Origin of the sequence: Streptomyces rapamycinicus NRRL 5491, from assembly GCF_024298965.1 — a bacterium.
GTDB lineage: Bacteria > Actinomycetota > Actinomycetes > Streptomycetales > Streptomycetaceae > Streptomyces > Streptomyces rapamycinicus.
In genome coordinates this window covers 5657728-5683949 of record NZ_CP085193.1, presented here as the reverse complement: position 1 = coordinate 5683949, position 26222 = coordinate 5657728, and the positions used below count along the sequence as shown (strand labels likewise).

Sequence of the window (26222 nt, the reverse complement as noted above, 5' to 3'; positions counted from 1 at the left end):
CGCCTCCGTGGCGTCCAACAGGTCTGTCCTGGACGAGGCCCCGTATCGCACACGGGGAGGCGGTTTGGGGACCGCCACCGCCTACGGCCCCGGCTTCGACGCCGGCGGCGGGATGAGCTCAGGGGACGGCCGATTCGCCCCCGACGACCCTTACGCGTTCGCCCCCGACGACCGCTATGCGGATGAGGGCGCATCCGAGGGCCCGGGTGCCGGATTCGAGGCCGAGACCTGGGAGGAGTGGAACCCCACTGAGGAGTCCATCGCTCCCGTACGCGGCCGGCACCGCGTGGCCAAGCAGCGAGGCGGAACCATGGCGCGCAGCGGCGCCGTCCTCGGGGTCGGCGTGATCGCGGCGGTCGGTGCGGGCGGTATGGCCAGCGCCAAGGACCGTCCCGCGCTCCCCATATCCATGCCGGACCTCGGCCATGTCGCCGATGAGGTCAAGGCCAGCCTGCCCGCCGCCAAGGATCTGCCGGGCATCGGCTCCTGGGCGTCGGACGACAACAGCGGCGCGCAGACCGCCGCCGCACCGCTCTCCCAGGCCGGTCTGACCAGCGAGGACGAGCAGCGCGGCACCACCGACGCCGGCGAGGCGCTCCGCGCCCGCATCCTCCAGCAGGCCGAGAACCAGCAGAACGCGGCGGACGAGGACAGCCGCACCGCCGCCGCGAAGGCCGCCGCCAAGGACGCCAGGGCCGCCGCGGACAAGGCCGCCGACCAGGCCGCGGAGGCGGCCGCCAAGCGGAAGGCCAAGGCCGAGGCGGAGAAGAAGGCCGCCGAGCAGCGGGCGAAGGAGGCGGCCGAGAAGAAGGCCGCGGCCGAGCGCCAGGCCAGGCTCGCCGCCGCGTACACCCTCCCCGTCGGCTCGTACACCCTGACCGCCAGCTTCGGCCAGGCGGGCGACATGTGGTCGGCCGACCACACCGGCCAGGACTTCGCCGCCCCGACCGGCACCCCGGTCAAGGCGCTGCACGGCGGCACCATCACCCAGGCGGGCTGGGCCGGTTCGTACGGCTACCGCATCGTGCTGACCCTGAGCGACGGCACCGAGCTCTGGTTCTGCCACCTGTCCTCGATGGTCGTCACCTCGGGCAAGGTGTCGACGGGCGACGTCATCGCCCGCGTCGGCGCCACCGGCAATGTGACCGGCCCGCACCTCCACCTCGAGGTCCGGCCGGGTGGCGGCTCGCCGATCGACCCGATGCCCTGGCTGCGCCAGCACGGGCTGAACCCCTGATACCCCGGCGGCCCTGGCGCTCTCTCCCCCCTTGACGCCAGGGCCGCCGGCTTTGGGCCCCTTACGTCCCGACGGGACCGACCTTCACGAACGCACGCAGGAACAACCCCGTCCAGCCAACCGTTGTAACGACGTATGGCTGACAACACACAGAAGATCGGTGACCTGTCCGTCTTCCCGCTCTCTCTCGGCGGGAACGTCTTCGGCTGGACCGCGAACGAGGCCGAGTCCTTCCGGGTGCTCGACGCCTATGTGGCGGCGGGCGGAAACTTCATCGACACCGCCGACGTCTACTCCGCCTGGGTACCGGGCAACGAGGGCGGCGAGTCCGAGACCATCCTCGGCAACTGGTTCGCCACCCGTGGCAACCGCTCCGACATCGTCCTCGCCACCAAGGTGGGCGCCGGCTCCCCGGAACCACGCGGGCTGACCTCGTCCGCCATCAAATCGGGCGTCGAGGAATCCCTCCAGCGGCTGCGCACCGACTACATCGACCTCTACTACACCCACTACGACGACCCGTCGGTGCCGGTGGAGGAGATCATCACCACCCTTGACGAACTGGTCAGGGAGGGCAAGGTCCGCGAGATCGCCGCGTCCAACGTCGGCGCGGACCGCCTGGAGGCCCAGCTGACCTTCTCCACCCAGGAGAACCTGGCCCGCTACGTCGCCCTCCAGCCGCACTACAACCTGGTCTCGCGCGACACCTTCGAGGGCGAGCTGTCCGAGGTCGCAGCCCGCCACGACCTGGCGACGATCCCCTACTACTCCCTGGCGTCCGGCTTCCTCACCGGCAAGTACCGCCCGGGCACGGCCGTCGACAGCCCCCGCTCCACGGGCGCGGCCAAGCACCTGGAGACCGAGCGCGGCCAGAAGGTCCTCGCCGCCCTGGACGACGTCGCCGCCAACCACCGCACCGAGCCCGCCACGGTCGCCCTGGCCTGGCTCCTCGCCCAGCCCACGGTCGTGGCCCCCCTGGCCAGCGCCAGCTCCACCGACCAGCTCCCCGCCCTCCTGGCCTCGGTCGACCTCAAGCTGACCCAGCCGGAACTGGACCTGCTGACGTCGGCATCGGACTGAGCGGAAGACGGAGCGGGACGGGCGCCGTAAGGACTGAGCGGAAGGCGACGGGACGGCGCCGTAAGGACTGAGCGGAACGCGACGGGACGGGCGCCGTAGGACGGCGGGCGGGCGTATTGGAGCCCCGCCCGCCGGAGCCACCCGCACCCGCACATACGCGAACCGCGACGCACGCCCCAGGACCGCTTACCGCCGATCGGCGAGGGTTACCGCCGATCGGCAAGGGCCCAGGACGCGAGGGCGACGCCACCGGCGGCGGCGAAGACGGACGGCCAGGCCCCGATCTTCTTCGCCAGCGGATGCGACCCGGCGAACGCGGCGACATAAGCCGCACTGAGCGCGGCGGCGGTCCCGTTCCCCGCCTTCTCCCGCCACCCCCGAGCAGCCACCGCCCCCGCGGCCGCGAGCGCGACCCCACCCAAGGGCCGCTTCTTGGTCCACCGAGCCACCGAATACCCCCCGACCAACCCACCCGCAGCCACAACCCCCGCCGGCACTCCAGCCATCCCCATACCTCCCACTCGAAGGATCTCCTGGCCCTCGACCCTACGCAGCAGACACGGGGAACCGTCGGCGGCCCGTCAGTCTCCCTCCACGAGCCCCGCGTTCACGGCCCGCGTCCAGAGCCGGTCGTGCCATTCGTCGGCGTCCGGCTCGGGCTTGACGGTGAGGACGGGGTTCGGGCCCGTCTCGATGAGGTGCAGCAGCGTCCACGCGACGCCATGGCAATCGTCCGGCCCAAAACAGTCGGCCAGAGCCCTGGCCTCCTGGGCCGTGACCGGCCCGGAGATCGCATCCAGCTGCTCGACGCGCCTGTCGATCTCTTCTCCACTCGCCCCCTCATCGGGAAGCGGCCCATCGGCAACGAACGCCCGCACCTCGGTTCTCATCCCCGAATGATCGTCCGCAGCCACTGCACTGAGCAAGACGCCTGGGCAAGGCGGGCATGCAGCCGCACGGATGAAGCGGTCAGGACTCCGCGAACACGAACCTCAGCCCAACTGCCCATCCCGCACGGCCGTCACAAAGTCCACCCACGCCCGGTGCGAGACCCCGATCACGGGCCCGCCCGGATCCTTGGAGTCCCGCACGGCGGTCGAGCCCGGCCGGAAAGCAGCTTCGACACATTCGGTGTTGCCGGCACCGCTGTAGGAGGACTTGAACCAGCCACGGTCTCTGTCGGATATGCAGGGCTCGCGCATCAGATCTCCTCACGGACGCGTTCGATGAGGGCGGAGGACGAGGCCATGTCCAGCGCCTGAGCGCGAAGGTAGTCGAACGCGACCCGGTAGCGCTCCAGTTCCTCGTCCTTCTCCATGAAGAGCGAGCCGACGTGGATATCGACGTACACGACGTCCAGTGAGCGTTCGGCACCCCCAAGGATCACGAAGCTCCCCATGGCCGCTGAGTGCGCGCCTTTGGCGAATGGCAGCACCTGAAGGGTGATGTCAGGCGACTCGTTGGCGCGCAACAAGTGATCCAGCTGCTCCCGCATAACCTCACGCGAACCGACCACGCGCCGGATCACCGACTCGTCGAGGATGGCCCACAGGTGTGGTGGCTTCGGTCGGCTCAGGATCTCCTGCCGCTTCATCCGGAGGTCGACCAGGCGCGCGATCTCCTCCGCGGACAGCCTCATCTCCGACGCGTGTTGCACCGCTTCCGTGTAGCCACGCGTCTGCAGAAGCCCCGGCACATACAAGCAGGCGAAGTGATCCTCTCGAACCGCCTCGTCCTCCAACGTGAACAGCAGGTTCATACTCTCCGGCAGGGAATCCGCGAAGGAGGTCCACCACCCCTGCCGCTTGACGTCCTTGGCGAGGCCGACCACGGCCTTCCGCTCCGCCTCACTCGCTTCGTACTCACGGCACAGCGCGTCCACGATGGGCCACTTCACGGGCCCTTCCTGCGTTTCGTACCGGCTGACGGTCGCTTTCGAAACCCCGACGAGGCGACCTGCCTCCTCCAGCGTCATTCCCTTACGGGCTCGGAGCTTGCGCATCATGACGCCGAGCTGTCGTCGACGAGTAGTGGCCCGCGCTGGCATGACGGCTACCTCTCCCTCCGAGCTGGCCACGACGGGACCAGCGGCAACAAGGCTATGGGCGGCCGAAGTTGCCACACCACCGGATTCACCCTTCCGAGAATCCGTGAGAAGTTACATGGAGAGACTTCTCAATGCCATACTCGCATCAGCGAGACTACGCAGCGCGGTCGTACGGACACGACTGGGCACAGCGCTGACGTAGCGCCCAAGGAGTGTGGCCATGCACCGCTACTCAGTCACCGACCACCAACCACGCCGCTGCATCCTCCCCTTCGCGGCAGAGCCGCTCCAGCTGGCCGGCCTGCGCAGAGCGGTGAAGGCCGAGCTCGCCGCATGGGGGATGTCCGCGCTCGTCGAAGAGGCCCAGCTGATCGCCACGGAGCTGGCCTCCAACGTGATCAAGCACGTAGGCCAGGGCGCCGCGGCCACACTCGTCCTTGTCGCGGACGCCGATCAGCTACGCGTAGAACTCCACGACAACAGCCACAAGGAGCCCCAGAGCCTCAGCCCCACATCCGACGACGAGTCCGGGCGCGGTATCCAACTCCTCACTGGCCTCTCGGCCACCTGGGGCACGATCCGCACGGCGGCCGGCAAGGGGATCTGGTGCGAACTATCCCTGCCCTGAACGAGTCCGGCCATCGCGTCCGGCGCGCGACGACCGTCATGGAGACGTACGGCCGTGCGGTCGGCAGCCCGGCCGCACGACTCACCCACCGCCCCGTCCTGGAAGAGTCGGCAACCAGGCTGATCCTGGATCTCCTGCACTGGCTCACCGCACACGGCCTCGACCCCGACGACATCCTCGACCGCGCCCAGACCCACTTCGAATCCGGGTCCGAGATCGCCTGACGGGGCGCAGGGGCGCGCTGGACCGGATCGGCTGCCCGGCCGCACCTCTCCGCCGGGCGATTACGGAGCGCATCGGACTGCTCGCGGCGCGCTGTCGATGTTGTGTCGGTCCTTGTTTCGGCAGGAGGTGCGTACGAGTTCCGTCCGGAGCGGCGTCCGGCGGCGGGCCCGTTTTCCGGCTCCGACATCGCAAGTCATCGGGAAGTAGGAGACTGGGGCCATGCGCGTAGCACCCCCTTCCAGCCCCGACGTCTCGGCCCGGATGAGTCGGCAGACCAATGTGGACACCAGTGCCGAACGGGCGGTGCGGCAGCTGCTCCATGCCTCTGGATATCGCTACCGGATCCACTATCCGGTGCCGGGCATGTGCAGGCGGAAGATCGACATCGCTTTCACGGGTGTCAAGTTGGCCGTCCTCATCGACGGCTGCTTCTGGCACGGCTGCCCGGATCACGCCACCAGCCCCAAGGCGAACGCGGAATGGTGGCGCCAGAAGCTCGATCGCAACATCGAGCGGGACCAGGAGACGAACGCGCAGTTGGTCGCCGAGGGCTGGACGGTTCTGCGCTTCTGGGAACACGAGTCACCGGGCGCCGTCATGCGTCAGGTGGCCGCGGCTGTCGACCGGGAGAAGGCCGACAGACGGAAACGACGTCGATAGGGCGGGGTCGATGAGCGAACTGCGATTCGTCGATGTGTGCGCGGGGGCAGGCGGGTTGGCCCTGGGGCTGGAACAGGCGGGCTTCGACCCCGTACTGCTCCTGGACAAGAAGCGCGTGGCGTGCGAAACGCTGCGCATGAACCGGCCGGCGTGGCAGGTCCTGGAGGCGGACCTGCTGGACTTCGCGCCTTCGCGGCACCGGGAGATCTACGACGTCGATCTGCTGTCGGCCGGGCTGCCCCGCGTGAAGTCCAGCGCGGCCGTCGCGCGGACCGACACCGAGGCCGAACTGCGGCTGCTGGAGGCGACCGTCTATCTGGCGCATGCCGTCCGGCCGCGGGCCCTGCTCATCGAGAACGTACCGGGGCTGGTGAACGCGCCGGACTTCGAGCCGATACGCGACTTCATCCGCAAAGAGCTGGATCATCTCGGCTACCGGTTCCGGTGGTTCGTCCTGAACGCGGCCGACTTCGGGGTGCCGCAGGAGCGGAAGCAAGGCGTGCTCGTGGCGCTCAAGGACGAGTATTTCCACGCCTTCCGTCCGCCGGAGCCGACCGTGCGCGAGCATCTGTCCGTCGGACGGGCTCTGCGCCGGTCGATGGCCGTGCGCGGTTGGCGGGACGCCGATCGGTGGGCGGCCCAGGCGCTCTGCGTGGCCCCGACCTTGGTGGGCGGGTCGGACCGACGGGGAGGCCCGGATCTGGGACCGACGGGGTCGAAGAAGGCATGGGCCCGGATCGGGGTCGACGGTGGCACCGTGGCCGACGACGTGCCCGGCCCGGACTTCGTCTGGGCCCCCGGGACGGGGCGAGACGGGATGGTCAGGATCACGACCGACCAGGCCGCGCTCCTCCAGGGCTTCCCGCCCGATTGGAGATTCGCCGGGAAGAAGACGGCCCGCTATCGCCAGACAGGGCATGCCTCCCCACCGCCGGTGGGCAAGGCACTCGGCTTGGCGATCACGGCCGCACTGGGGGCATCCCCGGCCCCCGGCGCCGGCTACACTTCAACCCCATGAACACCCCGGGAACACAAGCTCACCATCTCGACGGTGTCCGCATCCTGGACCTCTTCGCGGGTCCCGGTGGGCTCGACGTGGCAGCGCACTTCCTGGGCTTCAAGAGCATCGGGATCGAGTGGGACCAAAACGCGTGCGAGACGCGCTACGCGGCGGGACTGCCGACGATTCACGCCGATGTGAGCGTCATGCGCGAGAAGCGGTTCCACGAGATTCCGACATCGGTCGACGTACTCGCCGGCGGGCCGCCCTGCCAGTCCTTCTCCGTCGCGGGCAACGGCGTGGGACGGCGAGCGTTGGACACCGTGGAGGAATTCATCCACCGCTTGGTGGAGGGGGAGGACGAGGCGAAGATCGACGAGGAGCTGCACGCCCTCGGCGACCCCCGCACCGCCTTGGTCCTGGAGCCCCTTCGCTGGCTCCTCAAGGCCATCGAGACGGAGGGCCGCGACCCCTACAAGACGATCGTCCTGGAGCAGGTCCCCGCGGTCCTGCCCCTCTGGGAGGTCTACGCCAGGCTGCTGCGGGGTGGAGAGGGTCGGCTGAGGGGCGTCAAGTACGAGGCGGAGTGCTGGGAGCTGAAGACCGAGGAGTTCGGAGTCCCTCAAACGCGCACACGTGCCGTGCTCGTCGCCCGGCGCCCCGGAGACGGGGCCATCAAGCCGCTCGAACCGACTCATCTCCCCTTCGACCTGCATCGGGGGAAGCGCAATGCCGTGCAGACGGACATGCTCCCCACCGAATCCGAGATTCCCGAGCGCGAGCAATGGCTCTCCATGGCGGAGGCCCTCGACGCGGCGAGCCGGCTGAAGGACTCATCCGTGGACGTGTCCCGGCTCCGGACACGAGGTGATCTGACGTTCTTCGTCGTATCGAACTACGGCTCCGGGGGCGACCCGAAGAACCGGGGTCGGCGCCTGTCGTCCGAACCCGCCTTCACGGTCACCGGGAAGGTCTCCCGGAACAAGGTCTACACGGATGACGCGGCGTACAAGGCCGACCGATACGACCGTTTCACCATCCCGGAGGCCGGCGTTCTCCAGACCTTTCCGCACAACTTCCCCTGGTCCGGGAACGACCAGGCCCAGCAGGTCGGCAATGCGGTGCCGCCGCGGCTGGGCATGCACGTACTCGGCAGGGCGCTGCGGGGGGACGCCCCCTCGGACGAGGAGTTGGCGGCCGCGGGCACGTGGCCGAGTGTGCCCCGGACCACCACGGAGGAACTGCGGCTCCTCGGATGCGGTGATCAGAGCCAATGCTCCCCGGAGTCGCACAAGGTCACTCGCCCTCTCCGGAAGCCCGCCCCCTGACCTGCGCATCCGCGAACAGTTCCTCGAAGTGATCGACGAGTCTCCCCACCGCCTCCTCGGGAGCCCGCTCCTCCTCCGGGCCCTCGGGCAGGTGGTTCCTGGGAGATGGGAGGGATGATTCGGCAGCCGCGATCCAGTCGCGCAGCGCGTCCCCGTCACGTCCCACGTCCGGAGCGATGATGTCGTACATCAGGGTCGCCGCGGCAGCGTTGACCGCGGGCGTCAGGGCGTTCACCTCCCGACCGGTGCGTACGGTCCCTCGCTCCATCATCCTGACGAGGGCCAGAGCGGTGGGGCGGTGATCGATGACATCCAGTCGCAGAGCGGAGTTGAGCATGTCCTGGTTGCCGCAGGCCACGACGACGGGCTGGTAGTCCGGGCCGTCGCGGAAGAGTTCGGCCGCCCACCAGAGACGGGCGAACGTCTGCTTGTAGTGCGGGCCGACGAATCTGTCGCGGGCCACACGGCCATGCGAACCGTCCGCCTTCGCTTCGGACAGATGCCGCCACATGACGTAGTCCGGCGCCACGCCCAGGGCCAGATACGTCCACAGCCGCTTGTCGGCCGCTTCCCGGCGGGTCAGCCGGAGGGTCTCGTGCAGTCGCGGCGCCAGCCAGGCGTCCGCGGCCGTGGGGCGCTCGTCCCGGAACCTTTCCAGCGCCTGGTCGATCAGGTCCCGGACCCGGTGCAGCCCCAGGCGCGCACCCTCCCCGGGCAGGGGCTCGGCAACCTTGTTCAGGGCGATGGAAGGGACGTCGTCGCGTCCCTCGAGCAGTCCCCTGGAGATGTACTCGGCGGCCTGCACATCGGAGATCAGGGCGAGCCGTTCCGGCAGGTGCTCGGGGCGGGAAGTCACGCGTGCGTCTCCTGGTCGAGTCGTTCGATGTCGCGGACGGTTGCGGCCAGCGTCCTGGGGATGTCGGCACGACGTGCGGCCGCGTACTGGATGCGCGGTTGTAGATCCGTCCAACTTCCCTCGCCGGCGCGCTGTATGTACACCTCTCGGAGAGCGTCCTCCACCGACCGTCCGGGAACGACGTCCGGGAGCATCTCCCGCAGAACCGCACCTCGCCAGTCGGGGGGAAAGAGCGGAGTCCCGTCGTCCTCGATCTCCAGATCGCCGATGGCGGTGTGGAAGACCGCGGTCCACACATCGGCGCACATCTGCGCCAGCAGCATCTCGCCCACGACGCTGTCGACCTTCGGGCCCTGGGCTTCCACGAGCTCCACGAGGCCCTCGAAATCCGAGTTCAGGCGGACGGTGGGCATCCGCCCCGAGGTGTCCACGATCCAGGGGGCGTCGCGGAAACTCCGCAGCCACTCGGAGCCACGGGCGAAGCTGACCGTGCTGACGTCCAGTTCGCGATCTCTGAGGGGGACGCCGGCCGTCACGTCGACCAGCCACTCCTGGTCTGTCGAGGCGATGATCCGACCCGCTATTCCCCCTACAGTGGCCACCACGTACACAACGAGGGACGCACGGTCGAGATGGTCGTCCCGGTCGAGTTCGATCTCCCCGGTCCACTCCCTGCCGCTTTCCGGACCCGGTTCCAACCGGGTGACGGTGCGTGCGTTGGTGGCCCCCTCCGACAGAACGGCGACAACGGCGACGTCGGACCAGTGGCCCTTCTTCTCGATCTCATGAGCCGGCACCGTCGCGGTCAAGGAGAGCCGTGCCGTCTGCCAGTCCTCGCGCTCGGCCCTGCCGAGTGCCACGACCTGCTCGACCACCGAGTATCCCCGGGTGTCCAACTGCTCTCGGGCGTCCCCGGGGCCGCGCAGCCGAACGGCCGTGACACGCGCGGTCACCGCGCCGCTCAGTCGGGGGTACGGGTAGACCCTCACGCCACGCCTCCCTTGCTCTCCTGGAGTTCCACCACGAGACCCGTCAGCGCGGCACGCACCGGATGTGTGGACACATCGGTGACGCCTCGGAAGACGGCACGACGGCTCCCCGGCGCGAAATGCAGCACCCCGTCGGTCAGCTCGCAGTTGCTGACAGCGACGAGCTCCGCCCACTTGACCACCGGCCGAGCGCCGGAACGGACCTCCAGCTTGGCGACAGGACTCATGCGCCAGGGTTCGATCCCGCCGGGCGACACCTTGACCGCGGCGGTGATCTGCCATGCACCGGAGGGGGCGACCTCGGCCTCCAAGTCGTCCAGTTTCGGGGGCGTCACCGTCCCCGGGACCTTACCTGCGGACTTGCCCGAGATCTTGAGCCGCTTGCTCACCTTGCTTGTGCCGCTCGGCTTCTGGTCCTTGGGGATCGCCACGAGTTTGTGTACGGCCTTGTTGGTCTCCGACGTCAACGCCGCGATCCGGCGATGGGCCGAGGGCGAGTAGCGCATCCTCAGCTCCTCGGTCTGGCTCCACTTGTTGTGCTCCGGCGGCTCGGAGCAGCGCAGAAACTCCTCGGCCTGAGCCGCGAACGGCGCGTCGTCCCCCGCCGCCCGGCCGGCGAGCAGAACTGCCTGGAACGGGTTGGTTCCCACGGGGAGACCGGGCACCCAACTGGTCTTGACCGTCATGCGATTGCCGCGCATGGCCGTCACCTGGTTGATCTTGCCGTCGGCGTCCGTGGCCTCGGTGACGAGGAGCACCGCTCTGTGCTCGCCGGCCGTTCCCGCGAGGCCGTCCCTCTCGGGCAGCTTCAACGACACGGTGGCGAGGGCGACCTGTCCCGCCTCGGTGAGGCGGTCCACCGTGGTGCCACTCAGGAAGGCCTGAAGAGCGCGCGAGCGCGCGGGTTGATGCACATGGGGTTCGACCCGCTCCTCCTCGAGGTATTCCACGCCATTGCGCAGCGTCCGCACCGATGCCTCCAGCAGTGGCCCGCGGCCTCCTCCTGTTGTCATCGCGGCCCAGAAGTTGCGTCCGAGGGCGCGGACCAACCTCTGGTGCATGCGCTCCAGGCTGTCCTCGTCGTCGCCGGCATCGCCATCCTGACCCTGACCGGCTCCGGCGAGGCTGGCCACGTCATGCGCTCCGACGATCAGGAAGGACGTACCCGGGTCATCGCCGTCGCGGGTCAGATACAGGTTCTCGACCGTCTCCTCGTCCGCCCACCAGGAACGGACGACCTCCGCATTGTCCGCCTCGGTGTCCGGCCGGCCCAGCCAAGCGGGACCGGCGAACCTTCTGCCCCCCACTTCCCGCCAGGGCAGATCGAGGCGGCCGATCACCCGCCGCCGGGTGTGCCCCTCGTGCGACTCGGAGAGTGTGGAGTTCATGAGGACGAGCCCCAGTCTGCTGGTCGCCCAGAGCGTGGCCTTCCCGAGGCCGTAGGAACCGCCGGCCGTCGGATCCGATTTGTGGCTGTCGAGTTGGCGCCGTACCACTGCGGCGAACCGGCCGTCCTCGTAGTCGTCACCGGTGAGCCCATTGGCGTTGTAGTCGTCGATCCGGAGGAGGATCAGACGCTGCCGTTCGCCCATCTCCCGCAAACCCGCGCCGATCAGGCGTCCGACCTTCTGGTCCTGCGCGGCGGCCGCCTCGTAGTGCGGACGGATGTCGTCCCAGCGGATCGCCGTGCGGAACCGGGCGAGGGGTTCGCCGGTCAACTCATGCAGGGTGTACCGGACCCTGACCGGGTCGTCGTTCGTCCTGCGGCGCTCGTCCAGGCTGTTCTGGGTGGCCTCACGGGCCAGGACCTCAAGGTCGGCCTCGAAGGCGAAGGCCGCCGCGTTGCCGAATTCCCGCCCGCCGTCCTTGTGTCCGGGGCGGTGGTACCACACGGCCGGTGTCTCCGCGGGTTCGTCCTGTCGGTCGGGCCCGACCTCGGGTTCCCGCCCTGCGTCGTCCTCCGCTCCCAAGATCCCGCGCACCTTGGCCAAGAGCTCCGGCCGAGGCACGGAGCGATCGTCGAGCCACCCGTCGATGGGCGCTCGCGTCACCCCCAGACGGTCCGCCAGTTGGCTCTCGTCCATCCCGATTTCCCGCATCCGCTCGGCCAGCCATCGACCGAACCCGTTTCCCTGCGAGGTCACCGTTCCCTCTCTCCCGTTGGAACCGCTCTCCGTCATGGGCGTGCCGACGCTCTCGTCCGGCGGCGACTCACCGGCCTCCGTATTGTCGCGTCTCTCGGGGCCTCCGCGCCGCGTAGTCGCGTCAGCGGTCTCCTGAGCGATCTGTCGAGCGGCCTTCGAATGCCGAGGTTCGGCGTCGGTGTCGTCGGACTCCAAGCCCAGGTGGGTCCTCAGATTCTTCAGCGCCTTCTTCTCGATCTGTCGAATACGTTCGCGTGAGATCCCGAATTTCAGGCCGATCTGGTCCAGCGTCCAGGATGTGCCGTCGACGAAACCGAATCGCAGCAGAAGAATCTTCCGAACTCTGGCCGTGAAGGAGCATGCGTCGAAGAACTGGTACAGCTCCTCGCGCTCGAACGCGGATCGCAGCACCTGTTCCGGACCCGGAATCGGCCGAATGGCATCGACTATCAGTTCTCCGAGGGTGACGTTCTCGCCGACGGGCTGGTCGAGCGACAGAACCGCCCGACGTCCCAGCCGCAAGTACTCCATCACCTTTACGGGACTGAGCCCGGATGCCAGGGCAAGGTCGTCCACGTTGGGATTTCTGCCCTGGTCGAAAAACTCCCGCTCCTTCCTCCGTAGTTTGTCCACATCGGTCCAGATGTGCACCGGGAGGCGAATAGCCGACCCTTCGTTCATCACAGCGCGACTGATGTGCTGGCGAATCCACCAGGTGGCGTAGGTCGAGAACTTGCACCCCATGGAGACATCGAACTTCTCCACGGCACGCATGAGCCCGATCATGCCGTGCTGCGCGAGATCCTCGTACATGGGGCGGCCTGCCCATCCCATACTCTGCAGGATCTTGTGAACGAGACGCTGATTGTGGACCACCATCGCGGAGAAGGCCCGGTGCGCCTCGCCGTTTCGCGGAAGCGTCGCCACGTAGTCGTCGGCTAACGAGGCCGAGGGCCCTTCCGCGCCCCGGAACAAGAGACAGAGCCCCACTTCCTCCTCGGCGGTCAGCAGGCGCCGATGCGGGTTCACCCGCTTCCGATCGACCTGCAGCAGGTCCCGGGCGGTGCGCCGCGCCGCGTCCATGTCGTCCACACGCACCGTGCCCCGAAGCGACTCGAAATCCGGAACAACCTCTTCCTCATCAAGGGAATTCAGGTCGTCCTCGGCGGAATCCAGGTCGTCGACAACCTCGTCGGGATCCTCGTCGTGGCCGGCACCGTCGTCGGGGTTCGCACTACGCGGAACGTCTTCTTCCTCTTCGAGCTCCTCCTCGTTACACTCGGCCGCTATCACGGCCTCGTAGAGGGCCTGGGTCTCCTCCGCGTCGAGGCGCGCCGCCCTCATCACCTGCCGCAGAGCCCTACGGCGTTCAAGTCCTTCGGCGGTGAACCGGCGCATGAGGCCGATCAGCAGTTCCCAACCAGCGTCATTCGGCCCCCTGCCGAAGGCACCGTTCCGCTCCGTCGCCATCACGCCCCCCGCGCTCTGTCCCTGTGCCCGCATAGTCCATCACTCACCGGCTGTTGCTGCCAGCACATGCCGGCCGGGGGGTGCGCTCGGTTGATCCATCAGTGGGTATTTTGAAATCGCGTCGGCATCATCATGGGGAGAGTGGATGCGCATCATTCCGAGCGAGATCTCGAGCAGCACCAAGAGCCGGGCCGAGCGCAGCGTGTTCGCGGCGCTCAAGGCGATTCCGGACGACCAGAGCGTTGCCCTGCACACGGTTCACCTCCCCCGACACGACAAGAAGCGCGTCGGTGAGATCGACTTCGTTGTCATCATGCCCGACATTCTGCTCTTCATCGAGGTCAAAGGCGGTCGGGTCCACCAGCGCGACGGGAAGTGGTACTACGGTCCGCCCGATCGTGAGGAGGGGCCGAAAGAGAGTCCTTTCGCTCAGGCCAGCGGCGGCATGCATGCACTCGAACAAAAGATCGGATCCCTGATCGGAGACTTGAGGAACCACGGGGTTCCGAGCGGATACCTCGTGATCACCACGGACGTCGACATCCAACGCACGACCGAGTTCGAGCCCGAGCAATATCTCGGCAGCACCGCGTTCGCCGGCGGACGCGGCCTGGCGCAGGGCATGGAACGAGCCACGCGCTTCTGGCTCACGAGGAACAGATGGGCCCGCACCCCTGTCCGCGCCGCCCTGCGTACGAAGATGTTGGAGGCCATCCGCCCGGACTTCGACCGTGTGCCCAACCTGCAGTCCCGGCTGACCCATCTCGACGTCGTCTTCGAGCGTCTCACCAATGAACAGTTGGACAGGCTCGACGAGTTGGAGTCCAACCCCCGTCTCATCTGGACCGGCGGCGCCGGCACCGGCAAAACCTTCCTCGCGGCCGAGGCGGCCCGTCGCAAGTCCGCCCACGGCAGTGTCCTGTTCACGTGTGCGAGCGCCACACTGGCGACCCATCTGCGGCGTGTCGTCGACGACGACGCGATCACCGTCCTGCCCTTCGAGCGCCTCGACGAGGTTCAGGGTCGCGTCTTCGACCATCTGATCGTGGACGAGGCGCAGGATCTGATGACCTTCGAGAGCCTCGACACCCTGGAGGCTCTGGTCCCGGGCGGCCTCGCCGAGGGACGATGGATCTTCATGCTGGACCAGAACAATCAGGTACTGACGCCGGACGGTTACGATCCCGATGCCTGGGAGTACCTGCGCCCGCTGGGCACCGTGTACGGCCCCATGAAGCGCAACTGCCGCAACACCGTGCAGATCGTCAACCAGGTCCGTTTGTACACCGGGGCCGACCTGGGCGTCGCCTCCGCGGGTGAGGGCAGGCCGGTCCGTTTCACCGATGTGCCGGACGCCCAGGACGAGGCCACCGTTCTCGATGCCTATGTGAACGAACTCGTGGCGGAGGGGGTCTCTCCGCGGGACATCACACTGCTGTCCGCTTCCGGTGACTGGCAGACGAGCTCGGCCCGTCTGTCACAGCGAGCTTCCAAGATCGAACGATTCGCCGACGTCGTCGGCACCGACCGCACGAAGCACCGTCTCACCTGGTCGTCAGTCTCCGACTTCAAGGGTCATGAGAACCACGTCGTCTGTCTGATAGACCTCGAACCCGGACATCTCGACGGCCGCCTCGACGCGCTCTACGTGGCCTGGACCAGGGCCCGCGCCCAGCTCTGGGTCGCCTGCCGTCCCGGCATCCAACAGGCCTTGAAGGATCTGGGCATGGCCGTACTGAAGAGGCAGGGGCATCTCAAGTGAACGACGCCGGATCGCGGCTCTCCGCACACCGCGACGAGTTCGTGGCGTACCTCCGCCGGCAGTTGGTCGGCCCGGCCGTCGGCGAGGACGAGACCCTCGTCGATCCCCCGGACCGTCGCTACCTCATGGGGACGTTGTATCCGCGCGGGGCCTCCTTGCTGGAGCACTCACAGGAGGACGGCGAACAGGAGACCAACGAGACGGCGGCCGGCGGCGGAGAGGAGGACGGCTTCGCCGACGATCCCGTGGCCGAGGCGAACGCGTGGCTTCCGTCGTCGCTCGGCTTCTCCTTCTTCACCGATGCCCGGAGCATCGAGGTGAGGTGCGACGCGTCGCGCTACGTCACACATCGCGAAGGTGGTCGGCGCAGTTGGCAACGCCAACCGCGGCTCGCCACGAAGTCGACCGTGACCGTGGAGGAGAGGGAACCGATCTCCGTTCTGGACGGGCACGGTCGTCTCCACGTCCGTTGGCGGCCGTTCGCGGAGGGGCATCTCGTCACCTGTGTACTCGCCAACGCGCATGAGGAGGAGGAGAGCCCTCACAAGGACCGGGACCTGATGCTCTTCCAGGTCGGTGTCGAGGCGACAACGATCGAGGGCAGGATCCGCGAGTATCCGAGCACCCGCCTCAACAGCCGCGACCAGGAGGAACAGGAGCTCCGCGTCCAGTACCGGGACGTCGTGACGCGAGCCGTGGGTCATGGCTGTGCCGTCGAATGGGATGACGGGACCGAGCAGGACAAGGTCACCACAGTGCGAGCACAGGTCATGCCGCGGCAGGTGGTGGCACACATCAAGCCCGACGGGCCCAAGGACCTTCTGGTGCTCAATCTCAAGCACCTGTCCCGGCCCGAACTTTCGGCAGACGAGCTCCGGGCAGGGCTGGATGCCTTCGTCCTGGGCTATCGCGAGTGGTTCGATACACAGCGGGCGCAGGCAACGAACTTGCCTTCCTGGGCCGCCGCACCCGCCGTACGGATCCTAAACCGCGTCAAGACCACGCTCGACCGCATGACATCAGGGGTGGAGGTGCTCACCGCGCCGACCCCGTCGGGAGAGGCAGCACGCGCCGCCTTCCGGCTCGCCAACCGAGCCATGGCGCTGCAGATGCTCCACAGCCGCCCGGAGCTCGCCGGCCGCAGGCGCCGCCGGGACGGCGACGTACTCGAGCTGACCGAACCCGATGAGGACTACGCCTGGCATCCGTTCCAGCTCGCCTACTTCCTGCTCGTCGTCGAGAGCTTGATGAAACCCGAGCATGAGGATAGGAAGACGGTCGACCTCATCTGGTTCCCCACAGGTGGAGGCAAGACGGAGGCCTACCTCCTCACCGCCTGCTTCGAGATCCTCTGGCGTCGCCTGCGGTTCGGCGCCGACGGGGGCGGCACGGCCGTTCTGAGCCGCTACACGCTGAGTCTGCTCACCACACAGCAGTTCCAGCGGACGGCGACGGCCATCTGCGCCCTGGAATACATCAGGCGGGGCAACGACGGAGCACTGCCCCACGATCTCGGACAGGAGCCCATCTCCATCGGTCTGTGGGTGGGCAAGGAGACGACGCCGAACAAAATCTCCGACGCGGAGGACGAACTCGCCACTCTGAAGCAGATGAGCGAGCCCGACGATCGGTTTCTCCTGGAACGCTGCCCGTGGTGCGGTACCGAGATCGTTCCCGAACGACCGGGGCACGACCGAGATTTCGGCATCAAGGCCGACGGCGTCACCACGTCGTTCTTCTGCCCGCGCGACAACTGCTCCTTCCATGAACGGCTTCCGGTCTCCGTGGTGGACGAGCAGATCTATCAGCAACCCCCGACGTTCGTCCTCGGCACGGTGGACAAATTCGCGCGACTCGCGTGGGAGCCCAGGGCGGGCAACCTGTTCGGAAAAGATGGCAGGCGCGCTCCCTCCCTGGTGATTCAGGACGAGCTCCATCTGCTCGCCGGCCCCTTGGGAACGACCGTCGGTCTGTACGAGACCGCCATCCTCGAACTTTGCGCCTGGCGCGGCACCGTGCCGAAGGTCATCGCTTCGACGGCGACCATCCGGCGTTCCCAGGACCAGATTCGTGGCCTCTACGGCCGGCCCGCGCAGCTGTTCCCTCCGTCGGGGCTTGCGGCGGGCCAGTCGTACTTCGCCTCGCCGGACGAGGACAAACCGGGACGTCTGTACGTGGGCGTCATGGCTCAGGGGCACACCGCCTCGACCTCGACGGTTCACGTGGGTGCCGCGGCCTTGCAGGCACCGAAGGATATCTGCGACGACGACACCCTCCGCGACGCCTACTGGACCACGGTCGCCTACCACAACAGTCTGCGGGAGCTCGGCCGAACCGTCACGATCGCCCGGGACGACATCCCTGCACGTCTCGAACATCTGACGATGGACGCCACGCGGCGTCGCAGGCTCGACGACGACTCGGTCGTCGAGCTCACCAGCAACATCCCGCGCGCCGCTCAACCACGACTGCTCGAGCGCCTGGGCAAGAAATTCAAGGAACGCGGCAGCGTCTCCTTCCTCGCCACGACCAACATGCTCTCCGTGGGTGTCGACGTGCCGCGGCTCGGCCTCATGGTCATGAACGGACAACCCAAGACGACCTCCGAATACATTCAGGCCACCAGCCGCGTCGGCCGTCGTGATGTACCAGGTCTGATCGTCACGCTCTTCCGCTCGACCAAACCACGGGACCGTTCCCACTACGAGTCGTTCGGTGTCTACCACCGTGCGCTCTACCGGCACGTGGAACCCACCAGCGTCACGCCGTGGTCCTTGCCCTCGCGTAACCGTGCCCTGCACGCAGTGCTCACCATCCTCGTCCGGCACGGTCTCGGCCTGAACGCGGAGGACAAAGCGGGGGACATCCTCGACCATGCGGACGGAATCGCGCGGATCCGTGACCTCATCGTGGATCACGTGCGACGAGCCGACCTCGAGGAAGCCGATGCCGCGGCAGAAGAGCTCGACCATCTGATCGAGACCTGGCAGCAGGAGGCCCGGAGCGCGCGTGGCGAGGGCGGCCGCCTCTACTACCAGTCCCAGGGACGGTCGTACACGGCGCTCCTGACCGACTTCGGCAAGCAGGGCGGCATATGGGAGACGGCACAGTCGATGCGCAACGTCGACCGTGAGTGCGTCGTCCGTGTGAAGGGAACGTGAGAGCAGTGAAGGACATTCGCCGTAAGGTTCGCAGGGCGCAAACCATCGTTCCCTTCGGCGTCGGGGGAATCCTCGACCTGCGGGGCGAATCGTTCGTGGCCGCCGATACCCGGAGTTGGGCGGCGAGCGCCGAACGGGTCGAATCGCCGCGTCTCGCGAGGAAACTGGGGGTCCAGGAACTCCGCTCCGCCCCCGTCATCCCGTCCGGGAAGGCCGCGTACGCGAGCCGTATCGGTCCGACGTACGTCCGATTCCCCAAGTGGCTCTTCTGCCCTCAGTGCAGGAACATGCTGCACTGGAACCCAGGTCATGAGGTACGGGACAGGCAACCAACCTGCGGGCGTTGTCCAGGAAGGCCGCAGCTGGCCCCCATGCGTTTCATCCAGGTATGCAGAGCAGGTCATATGGCCGACATCGATTGGCATCGATGGGCCCATTCCAGGAGTGAGGGCCATTCCCAGCGGCAATGCCAGGCCTACCGACTCCGGTTCCTCGCCACTCCGGACTCCTCTGGCCTGGAAGCCCTGCGTGTTGTCTGTGCCGCCTGCCCGGCGAGTCGCAATCTTGCGGGGATCAGCCAGAAGAATATCCTTGTGCAGACGGGTCTGCGCTGTCCGGGAACCCACCCCTGGGACTCCGAAGCCGATGAGGCGGATCCCTGCGAGGAAAAGCCGCAAGCGGTACAGCGCGGTGCCTCCAACGTGTATTTTCCGATTACACACTCGGCGATCGACATTCCCGCACCCGCAGGTCCGTCCGAAGAAGACGAATCGTCCCAGAAGGTCGTCAACCATGCTCTCTGGCCGTTCTTCAAGGACGCGGACGGCGGCCCGGTTTCCGATAACCTGAAAGCGGCGATTGCCTTCGAGTGCGGCGTCTCGGAGGAGTTCGTGGAAACCGTGCGACGTCGCCATACCGCAGAAATAGCGCCGGCGCCAAGTGCCGTGGACTCCGACGATGACCTCAGCATTGCCGAATGGGCGGCCTTCTCCGAACCGGAATCTGTCACTAATTCGAAGACATTCTCCGTGCGCCGTACCGACCTGGGAATTCGCCCCGACGATCCAGAATCCCTACGGGAGCTGGACGCGGGCATCTCCGCGGTCGTCGTCGCGGATCGAGTGCGCGAAGTGCGCGCACTCGAAGGTTTCTCACGGTACGAGCCCAGCTCGGGCGACGGCGAAGAGGGTGAGGGAGGTCGTGTCGTGTCGGTCAATACACACGCCCGAGCCTCATGGCTGCCCGCCGTGGAGACATACGGCGAAGGGATCTTCATCGCCGTCGACGAAGAACGTGTGAGCGCCTGGGAGCGACATCCGTTGGTGCGCGACTGGACGCGACGCATCGAGAACAACCTGGGCGCCTCGTTCAAAGCCGACCGGCTGAGAGGCAAGACGGGCCCTGAGCTCCTGCCACGGTTCGTGATGCTGCACACCCTGGCCCATCACTTCATCCGCCAACTCTCCTATGACAGCGGGTACAACGCGGCGTCCCTACGAGAGCGTGTCTACGCCCGAAGCCACGCCCCGGGCAGCGATCTGCCGCCCCAGGCCGGCGTGTTCGTCTACACGGCGGCCGGGGATGCGGAAGGAACGCTGGGCGGCCTCGTCCGCCAAGGGCAACCACCAAACCTCGCGGAGACTCTCATCAGGCTGCTCGAATCGGCGCAGTGGTGCTCGCAGGACCCTCTGTGCGCCGACTCCACCGGCAGGTCTCTGGCCAACCTCAACCGCGCCGCGTGCCATGCGTGCACGCTACTACCGGAGACATGCTGCGAGATCGACAATTCCCTTTTGGACAGGACACTGTTGATCGGTGAAGGCGATGTCCCCGGATTCTTTCGGGGGGTCCTCCAGGCCGCCATCGAGGAGTCGGCCGGAGTCGTCGATCTGTCATGAGGATTCCTTCCCTCCTCGACCTCGAGACCGAGCAGCACGCCGTCGTCGACCTTCCGTTCCATGGCAGCCACGTGATCACCGGGGCGCCGGGCTCCGGAAAGACCGTGATGGCCGTCTATCGTGCCTGGGCACTGGCGACCGCCGGTCGTGACGTCACACTTCTCACCCGCTCCCAACCGCTGCGTCAGTACCTCGCGCAGATTGCGCCGGACCTCACGGAAGCTCTTCGCGTCACCACTTACCACTCGTGGGTCAGGGGTTTCTGGCGCGGTCGATTCGGGACCGATCCCCCACAGACCGACGACGAGGGATGGTGCTACGACTGGATCGACATGCAGCGGGACTGCGTCCTGGGTGAAGTCAGATCGACCGCGCATCTGGTGATCGACGAGGGTCAGAATCTGCCCGTCGGCTTTTATCGGCTGTGCCGCGTGCTCGGTGTCGGCGTCACCGTTTTCGCGGATGAGAACCAGCGGATTGGCGACGAGGAGAGCAGCGTGTCCGAGATATGCCGGTGCCTCGGCGTACAGGCGGATCCACTGGTGTTGCGGGAGAACCGCCGGAACAGTCGGGAAATCGCGATGCTGGCCTCCGAGTTCCGCACGAAAGACCGGGACGAGGTGCTCGTCCCGACGCGCGCCGGCCGTACCCCCACTGTCCTGAAAGTGCCCTCCTTGGGGTACCTCCTCACGGGAATATCTCGGTACTTCAGCGCACATCCGGAGCGGAGCATCGGGATCGTCTGCCGATCGACCCGTTTGCTGCGGGACGTCCAGCGTGGACTCACTGATCTGGGGCTCGCGAAACACACCCAGGCCTATGTGTACGGCGATCCACACCGGAACACTGTCGATTTCACGTCGCGGCCCATCCGGATCGTGAGCACTGCCAGCATGAAGGGGATGGAGTTCGACAGCGTCTTCGTGCCGGATCTGGACGCGTACACGGAGGACTCGACCAGTGTCGAAGCACGCCTCCGCCTCCTCGTGCTGTGCACTCGTGCACGCGAGGATCTCCACTTCGCTCACCGCGGTCCTCACGAGCCCGCCATCCTTTCGAACATCCCGGAATCCTTGTTGGCCCGCCACACCGGCTGACCAAGAGGATCGGCAACGCGGTGCCTGTCCCTATCCCCGTCACCGTCGAACCGGGCAGGGCAACCAGCGGCGCGGGGCCTTCAGGGCGTCGATCGTTGGTCTCACGGGCAGGCGGGCACCCGCGCCCTTGGCGGTGTGGGTGCCCGCAGGGGCGTGGGGACTCAGTGCAGGGCGCTGAGCTTTTGCCAGGAGGGGTAGGGGAGGTTCCAGTCGCCGAAGCCGTTGCCGGTGGAGACTGTGGCGCGGGTGGAGCCGGTTATCTCGACGATGTCGCCTCGGGTGGCGCGGTTGTAGAACCACTTGCCGTCGGCGAGGGACATGCCGACGCAGCCGTGGCTTTGGTTGGTCTGGCCGAAGTAGCCGAGGCCCTCGTTCCAGGGGGCGGCGTGGGCGTAGGTGCCCGAGGTGGTGAGGTGGACGGCCCAGGGGACGTCCTTGTTGTAGGGGTCGGCTATGCCGACGGACTCGCTGGTCATATTGACCATGGGCGCCTTGTCGAGGACGACCATGGTGCCGTTCCAGGTGGGGTAGGCGGGCTGGCCGGCGGATATGGGGATGGTCTTCTGCTTCTGGCCGTCCTCGTAGACGGTCATCGTGTGGTTCTTGATGTCGACCTTGGAGATCCGGGGCGTGCCGATGGTGAAGGTGGTCGAGACATCGCGGCGGAGGTAGCGGGAGTCGCCGGTGTTCACGCCGCTGAGGTGGGCGCGGAGGGTGACCTTGGTGCCCTTGTGCCAGTAGGTCTTGGGGCGCCAGTCGACGCGCTCGATGCCGGTGAGGGGGTCCTTGACCCAGCCCCAGGAGCCTTCGACCTTCGGGCTGGTGGAGACGGAGAGGCTGCGTTCCACCGCTGCCTTGTCGGTAACGGGATGGTCGAAGGCCAGGGAGACCGGCTGGCCCACGCCGACGGTGGCGTTCTTTGACGGGGTGACGGTGACGCCGTTGATCTGCTGGGCGGCGCGGGTGCGGAAGGTGGAGTGCTGGACGGCGGTCTTGTCGGCCGCGTTGGTGGCCGTGGCCTCGACGGTGTAGGTCGTGCCCGGGGTCATGGTGCGGTTGGAGCGCCAGCTGGTCTTGGAGTGGGAGAGGGCGCCGGTCACCGTGACGGCCTGGGAACCGGCGCCGTCGGGGGCGATGCGGACCTTGGTGAGGGTGCCGTGCGAGGCGGTCACCTTGACCGGGGCGTCGGGGGCTATCGCCGCCGAGTCGCTGCCCGGGGTGATGGTGATCCGGGCGGGCTTGGCGTCGGCCGGGTCCACCGAGGCGGATTTCGACGCCGACTGGCATCCGGCGAGCAGGGCGACGGCGATGGCGGGCACCGTGAGGGCGCGCAGGGAACGTACGGAGAGCACAGAGGACCTCTTGCGGGAGTCGTGAGGAGCGGTGATGGGTGGGGAGGAGTGGGTCAGCAACGCCTCTTCACCTCCTCGGGGTTGGCCCGGTAGGGACCGGGGGAAGCGGTGGCGGTGGGATCGAGGCGCCACAGCGAGACCGATATGCAGTAGGCGGAGGGGCCGTCGGTGTAGTCGCCGGACGGGCTGCCGATGCCCTCGGCCTGTAGGACCCCGACCCGGGTGCCCGAGCGCATCAGGACGACCTGGGCGTCATGCGGAGCGCGGGGCGAGTGCCAGCCGTAGGTCATGGTGGTCGGCTGGTCGGCCGCGAGCTTGGGTGACGAGGTGGTGCCCAGCGCCTTGGGGCGGGCGCATCGGTCTTTCAGCGTCTCCTCGAGGGAGGCGAAGACCTTCGCGGCCTCGCCGTCGCTCGCATAGGCGTTGATGGTGTGACGCGCCTGCTCCGCCTTGCGGCCCTGGTAGTCGCGGGTGCGCTGGGCGAGGGGGCGCGGACCGTCGAGGTGGCAGCTGGGGGAGAGGTCGAGCAGCGGTGCCCGGCCGTTGTCGGTGGAATTGATGGTGGAGTCCGCCGTCTTCCAGCGCGTCATCGCGTCGAACGGCAGCGCCGAGGGACGAAGGAGGGCGCTCGCGGGGATCGGCGCCCCCGGGACGTGATCCGTTCGCGGAGCGGGCGGGGCCGCCGGGAGCGTACGGGTGGAGTCGTCGCCCGGCAGCAGCCGCCAGGAGCCCGCGGTCACGGCGGCCACCGCCAGGACGGCCGCGGCGGCGATCGCGGTGCGCTGCCGTACGTGGCGCCGACGGCCCCGCGCACGCACGGCTTCCGGGCCCGCCAGACGTATGGAGGGCTCGACATCGCGAGCGATATCGCGCAGGCGCTCGTCCAGATCAGCCATGGGAGGGCACCTCCTTGGGGTGGCAGACGGGCGGATGGGGGGACGGTGTCGGTGCCTCGGTGTCGGCTTCGGCGTCGGCCAGATAGGAGCCGAGGGCCTTGCGGGCACGGCTCAGCCGGGTGCGCACGGCGCCGGGGGAGACGCCCGTCTCCCGGGCCACCTGCTCAATGGACAGATCGAGAAGGTGATGCAGGACCACGGCCGTACGCTGCTCGGGCTTCAGTCCGCGCAGGGCATGGACCAGCGCCACCCGGTCCGGGGCGAGATCGGGGAGATCGGGGGGCGGGCCATGACGGAAGTGGGCCCGCATGCGGTTACGGGCGCGGCGCCAGGAGCTGACGGCGAGGCGCAGGGCGACGGTGCGCACCCACGGCGTGGGATCACCCTCGGCGGTCAGCCGGTCCCAGCGCTGCCACGCCCGGGCATAGGCCTCCTGCACCGCGTCCTCGGCCTCGGCGAGATCGCCCGTCGCCGCGTAGACCGCGGCCACGAGCCGCTTCGCCGTAGCCGTGTAGAACTGGTCGAAATCGGATGGTGTGAATGAAGGTGATGGTTCTGACATGAATCCCCCGCGCCCCCGCGTGCTCCCCGCTTCTATGTAGGAACACGTCCGAAAGGGGCGGGAGGTTACAGACGACTTTCGGGGCCGCCGGATCCGTACGGCACGGGGGAGGTGTGGGGCGTCGCCGAATTCGCGGGCGGGAGCGGGCTCCGCGGTAGTTGCGGGGTCTGCGATGGCCGCGGGGTCTGCGGAGGCCGCGGCGCGTGCGGTGCTTGCTGGGTCTGCGGTGGTTGTGGCGTTCGCGGTGGCTGCGGGCCGTGCGGGGGAGGGGCGCCCCACGGTGCGTAAGTGGGGTGGGGCCCGTACTGCGCCTGGGCACCGGAGCCGGGGTCGTAGCCGGGCCCGGGGCTCCCGTGGCCGGTGCCGGATCCGGGGCCGCCATAGCCGTGGCCGGGTCCTGGGCCCCCATAGCCGTAGCCGGACGCGGGGCTTCCGTGGCCGTAGCCCTGGCCGCTTCCGTAGCCGTACGCGTACCCGCCGCCGTACGGCCCCGCGGGCCAGAACGGTGCGGGCATCGTGCCCGGGGCCGGCCGGGGTACGTGGCGGGGCCGGGGGAGCGGCACCGAGAGCGCCGCGTGGGCCAGGGCGGGCTGGGCGGTCTCCCGCCGCTCCCACAGCCGGTCCAGCAGTTCCTTCTCGCGCGCGGTGAAGTCCGGCCCCGCCGTACCCCGGTACGCGCGCCGCCGCAGCAGGGCCAGCGAGGTCGCGAAGGCGGTGTACTCGCCGACCGTACGGGCCGCTGCCGCGCCATGGGTACGGCGGGCGAGGTCGCGGGCGATCCCGCGGGCGCGCATCGAGGACAGCGCGAGCGGCTCGGGCGGGGTGAGCCAGCCGGCCGTCTGGTAGGCGGTGAGCTGCTCCCGTATCGCGCGCAGTTCCTTGGTGCGGGACCAGAGCGTCAGCCAGGTCAGCAGCCCGAACACCGGGACCATGAACAGGGCGTAGACGATGAGGAAGCCGTAGCCGCCGAGGGTCGCCGAGCCGTTCCAGACGCCGTGCAGGACCATCGCCGTCAGCAGCATCGCGATCGGTATGAGGACGCGGCGGACGCGCTGGTGCCGCGCCGCCGCGGCGGCTATGCCGAAGCCCACACCCGTCATCGACGTGAAGAGGGGGTGCGCGAAGGGGGACATCACGGCGCGGATGAAGAAGGTCGCGGCCGTGGTCGACCGGATGCCGGAGTAGCCGAGCGTCTGGTCGCTGACGAAGGCCGAACCGAGGTAGAGGATGTTCTCGGTGAAGGCGAAACCGGTGGCGGTGATTCCGGCGACGACGACCCCGTCTACCAGCCCGTTGAAGTCACGGCGGCGGAAGAGGAAGAGCAGCAGGACGGCGGCCGCCTTGGCGCTCTCCTCCACGAACGGCGCGACGAAGGTGGCGCCCCAGGTGTCGGCGTCGGCCTGGCCGGTCGGGGACGAGGAGTCCACGGTCGTCATGAGCCACTCGGTGGCGAAGCCGTTGGCTATCAGCGCGACCAGCGTCGCCGCGCACGCCCCCCAGGCGAAGGCGAACAAAAGGTTTCGCCAGGGTTTGGGGTCCACGCGGTCCAGCCACCGGAAGACCGCGATGATCAGCGGCGCGGGGAGGACGGCGAGACCGAGCCCCACCAGGAAGCCCTTGGTGCCCGTCTGCTCGCGCACCAGCGCCAGGATGATCAGGCCGGAGAGCGAGAGCAGACCGGTGAGCGCGGTGGCCCTGAGCGCCTTGTTGTGCCAGACGCGGGCGAGGCGGCCGCCCGGACCCCACAGCCGCTGGCGGGGCGGTTGCGGCCAGCCCGCCGGTGCGGCGCCGGTGTGCAGCCACGGGTGCTGGTCACCGTACGGAGAGCCG

General features: G+C 68.1%; 23 protein-coding genes. 11 read left to right on the top strand and 12 right to left on the bottom strand.

From position 1 onward, the window contains the following. Nucleotides 1-7: 7 nt before the first annotated feature. Nucleotides 8-1237, top strand: coding sequence for a M23 family metallopeptidase (locus LIV37_RS23485; protein ID WP_121824592.1), 1230 nt, complete (start codon nucleotides 8-10; stop codon nucleotides 1235-1237). Between the two features lie 135 nt (nucleotides 1238-1372). Beyond that, complete coding sequence (locus LIV37_RS23480; protein ID WP_020869583.1) at nucleotides 1373-2317, top strand: aldo/keto reductase; 945 nt, start codon at nucleotides 1373-1375, stop codon at nucleotides 2315-2317. 206 nt (nucleotides 2318-2523) lie between these two features. On the opposite strand, the gene LIV37_RS23475 is transcribed toward LIV37_RS23480, so the two are convergent. From LIV37_RS23475 to LIV37_RS23460, 4 genes are all read right to left on the bottom strand, one after another. After that, nucleotides 2524-2823 carry a hypothetical protein gene (locus tag LIV37_RS23475; RefSeq protein ID WP_121825312.1) on the bottom strand — a complete coding sequence of 100 codons (300 nt, stop codon included), beginning with the start codon at nucleotides 2821-2823 and terminating at the stop codon, nucleotides 2524-2526. Nucleotides 2824-2898: 75 nt separating this feature from the next. After that, on the bottom strand, nucleotides 2899-3207 hold the full coding sequence (locus LIV37_RS23470; RefSeq protein ID WP_020869581.1) for a hypothetical protein: 309 nt from the start codon (nucleotides 3205-3207) through the stop codon (nucleotides 2899-2901). A 102-nt stretch (nucleotides 3208-3309) separates the two neighbouring features. Further along, nucleotides 3310-3519 carry a DUF397 domain-containing protein gene (locus LIV37_RS23465; RefSeq protein WP_020869580.1) on the bottom strand — a complete coding sequence of 70 codons (210 nt, stop codon included), beginning with the start codon at nucleotides 3517-3519 and terminating at the stop codon, nucleotides 3310-3312. Next, entirely contained in the window at nucleotides 3519-4364 is an 846-nt protein-coding gene (locus LIV37_RS23460; protein ID WP_121824593.1) for a helix-turn-helix domain-containing protein, read from the bottom strand. The genes LIV37_RS23465 and LIV37_RS23460 overlap by 1 nt, the downstream gene beginning before the upstream one ends. A gap of 220 nt (nucleotides 4365-4584) precedes the next feature. On the opposite strand from LIV37_RS23460, the gene LIV37_RS23455 reads away from it, so the two are divergent. The 5 genes from LIV37_RS23455 (at nucleotide 4585) to LIV37_RS23435 (ending at nucleotide 8205) form a co-directional block, all read left to right on the top strand. Further along, on the top strand, nucleotides 4585-4992 hold the full coding sequence (locus tag LIV37_RS23455) for an ATP-binding protein (protein ID WP_121824594.1): 408 nt from the start codon (nucleotides 4585-4587) through the stop codon (nucleotides 4990-4992). After that, nucleotides 4971-5216, top strand: coding sequence for a hypothetical protein (locus LIV37_RS23450; protein ID WP_148717809.1), 246 nt, complete (start codon nucleotides 4971-4973; stop codon nucleotides 5214-5216). Before LIV37_RS23455 ends, LIV37_RS23450 begins: the two co-directional genes overlap by 22 nt. A gap of 220 nt (nucleotides 5217-5436) precedes the next feature. Further along, a complete protein-coding gene (locus tag LIV37_RS23445) occupies nucleotides 5437-5877 on the top strand; it encodes a very short patch repair endonuclease (protein ID WP_121824596.1) in 441 nt (146 codons plus the stop codon). Between the two features lie 10 nt (nucleotides 5878-5887). Next, the gene (locus tag LIV37_RS23440) at nucleotides 5888-6895 is read left to right on the top strand and encodes a DNA cytosine methyltransferase (RefSeq protein WP_020869577.1); all 1008 of its coding nucleotides are present in this window, start codon (nucleotides 5888-5890) and stop codon (nucleotides 6893-6895) included. Continuing rightward, a complete protein-coding gene (locus LIV37_RS23435; RefSeq protein ID WP_020869576.1) occupies nucleotides 6892-8205 on the top strand; it encodes a DNA cytosine methyltransferase in 1314 nt (437 codons plus the stop codon). Before LIV37_RS23440 ends, LIV37_RS23435 begins: the two co-directional genes overlap by 4 nt. Here LIV37_RS23435 and LIV37_RS23430 read toward each other — a convergent pair. Genes LIV37_RS23430 through LIV37_RS23410 form a run of 4 tightly spaced genes read right to left on the bottom strand, consistent with a single transcriptional unit; the run spans nucleotide 8174 to nucleotide 13883 of the window. Next, nucleotides 8174-9061, bottom strand: a complete 888-nt coding sequence (locus tag LIV37_RS23430) for a DUF6339 family protein (protein ID WP_020869575.1) — start codon at nucleotides 9059-9061, stop codon at nucleotides 8174-8176. The genes LIV37_RS23435 and LIV37_RS23430 overlap by 32 nt on opposite strands. Beyond that, entirely contained in the window at nucleotides 9058-10050 is a 993-nt protein-coding gene (locus tag LIV37_RS23425; RefSeq protein WP_020869574.1) for a hypothetical protein, read from the bottom strand. The genes LIV37_RS23430 and LIV37_RS23425 overlap by 4 nt, the downstream gene beginning before the upstream one ends. Then, the gene (locus tag LIV37_RS52120) at nucleotides 10047-13664 is read right to left on the bottom strand and encodes a sigma-70 family RNA polymerase sigma factor (RefSeq protein WP_020869573.1); all 3618 of its coding nucleotides are present in this window, start codon (nucleotides 13662-13664) and stop codon (nucleotides 10047-10049) included. The genes LIV37_RS23425 and LIV37_RS52120 overlap by 4 nt, the downstream gene beginning before the upstream one ends. Nucleotides 13665-13703: 39 nt before the next feature. After that, nucleotides 13704-13883 (bottom strand): hypothetical protein, encoded by a 180-nt coding sequence (locus LIV37_RS23410; RefSeq protein WP_167525767.1) that lies wholly within the window; start codon nucleotides 13881-13883, stop codon nucleotides 13704-13706. Between LIV37_RS23410 and LIV37_RS23405 the strand changes: the two genes are divergently transcribed. The 4 genes from LIV37_RS23405 (at nucleotide 13867) to LIV37_RS23390 (ending at nucleotide 21582) form a co-directional block, all read left to right on the top strand. Continuing rightward, nucleotides 13867-15426: an NERD domain-containing protein gene (locus LIV37_RS23405; protein WP_243146174.1), complete on the top strand. Its 1560-nt coding sequence runs from the start codon at nucleotides 13867-13869 to the stop codon at nucleotides 15424-15426. The genes LIV37_RS23410 and LIV37_RS23405 overlap by 17 nt on opposite strands. Nucleotides 15427-15488: 62 nt before the next feature. Beyond that, nucleotides 15489-18587, top strand: a complete 3099-nt coding sequence (locus LIV37_RS23400) for a helicase-related protein (RefSeq protein WP_338060215.1) — start codon at nucleotides 15489-15491, stop codon at nucleotides 18585-18587. After that, a complete protein-coding gene (gene drmB / locus LIV37_RS23395; protein WP_309471164.1) occupies nucleotides 18560-20485 on the top strand; it encodes a DrmB family protein in 1926 nt (641 codons plus the stop codon). The genes LIV37_RS23400 and drmB overlap by 28 nt, the downstream gene beginning before the upstream one ends. Continuing rightward, entirely contained in the window at nucleotides 20482-21582 is a 1101-nt protein-coding gene (locus LIV37_RS23390) for a DEAD/DEAH box helicase (protein WP_020869569.1), read from the top strand. Before drmB ends, LIV37_RS23390 begins: the two co-directional genes overlap by 4 nt. A gap of 161 nt (nucleotides 21583-21743) precedes the next feature. Here the strand turns inward: LIV37_RS23390 and LIV37_RS23385 are convergent, their stop codons facing one another. The 4 genes from LIV37_RS23385 to LIV37_RS23370 all read right to left on the bottom strand — a co-directional run bounded on the left by LIV37_RS23385 (nucleotide 21744) and on the right by LIV37_RS23370 (nucleotide 26140). Continuing rightward, a complete protein-coding gene (locus LIV37_RS23385) occupies nucleotides 21744-22934 on the bottom strand; it encodes a L,D-transpeptidase (protein ID WP_020869568.1) in 1191 nt (396 codons plus the stop codon). 53 nt (nucleotides 22935-22987) lie between these two features. Continuing rightward, a complete protein-coding gene (locus LIV37_RS23380) occupies nucleotides 22988-23830 on the bottom strand; it encodes a hypothetical protein (RefSeq protein WP_020869567.1) in 843 nt (280 codons plus the stop codon). Then, nucleotides 23823-24392, bottom strand: coding sequence for a SigE family RNA polymerase sigma factor (locus LIV37_RS23375; RefSeq protein WP_121824599.1), 570 nt, complete (start codon nucleotides 24390-24392; stop codon nucleotides 23823-23825). The genes LIV37_RS23380 and LIV37_RS23375 overlap by 8 nt, the downstream gene beginning before the upstream one ends. 65 nt (nucleotides 24393-24457) lie before the next feature. After that, the gene (locus tag LIV37_RS23370) at nucleotides 24458-26140 is read right to left on the bottom strand and encodes a PrsW family intramembrane metalloprotease (RefSeq protein WP_185058075.1); all 1683 of its coding nucleotides are present in this window, start codon (nucleotides 26138-26140) and stop codon (nucleotides 24458-24460) included. Nucleotides 26141-26222: the final 82 nt, after the last annotated feature.

Excerpts from the sequence above, each read along its gene's own strand:
- LIV37_RS23375 (WP_121824599.1), bottom strand. The coding sequence starts at position 24,392 with ATGTCAGAACCATCACCTTCATTCACACCATCCGATTTCGACCAGTTC.
- LIV37_RS23480 (WP_020869583.1), top strand. The coding sequence starts at position 1,373 with ATGGCTGACAACACACAGAAGATCGGTGACCTGTCCGTCTTCCCGCTC.
- LIV37_RS23470 (WP_020869581.1), bottom strand. The coding sequence starts at position 3,207 with ATGAGAACCGAGGTGCGGGCGTTCGTTGCCGATGGGCCGCTTCCCGAT.
- LIV37_RS23455 (WP_121824594.1), top strand. The coding sequence starts at position 4,585 with ATGCACCGCTACTCAGTCACCGACCACCAACCACGCCGCTGCATCCTC.
- LIV37_RS23475 (WP_121825312.1), bottom strand. The coding sequence starts at position 2,823 with ATGGCTGGAGTGCCGGCGGGGGTTGTGGCTGCGGGTGGGTTGGTCGGG.
- LIV37_RS23460 (WP_121824593.1), bottom strand. The coding sequence starts at position 4,364 with ATGCCAGCGCGGGCCACTACTCGTCGACGACAGCTCGGCGTCATGATG.
- LIV37_RS23465 (WP_020869580.1), bottom strand. The coding sequence starts at position 3,519 with ATGCGCGAGCCCTGCATATCCGACAGAGACCGTGGCTGGTTCAAGTCC.
- LIV37_RS52120 (WP_020869573.1), bottom strand. The coding sequence starts at position 13,664 with ATGGCGACGGAGCGGAACGGTGCCTTCGGCAGGGGGCCGAATGACGCT.
- LIV37_RS23445 (WP_121824596.1), top strand. The coding sequence starts at position 5,437 with ATGCGCGTAGCACCCCCTTCCAGCCCCGACGTCTCGGCCCGGATGAGT.
- LIV37_RS23390 (WP_020869569.1), top strand. The coding sequence starts at position 20,482 with ATGAGGATTCCTTCCCTCCTCGACCTCGAGACCGAGCAGCACGCCGTC.
- LIV37_RS23435 (WP_020869576.1), top strand. The coding sequence starts at position 6,892 with ATGAACACCCCGGGAACACAAGCTCACCATCTCGACGGTGTCCGCATC.
- LIV37_RS23440 (WP_020869577.1), top strand. The coding sequence starts at position 5,888 with ATGAGCGAACTGCGATTCGTCGATGTGTGCGCGGGGGCAGGCGGGTTG.
- LIV37_RS23380 (WP_020869567.1), bottom strand. The coding sequence starts at position 23,830 with ATGGCTGATCTGGACGAGCGCCTGCGCGATATCGCTCGCGATGTCGAG.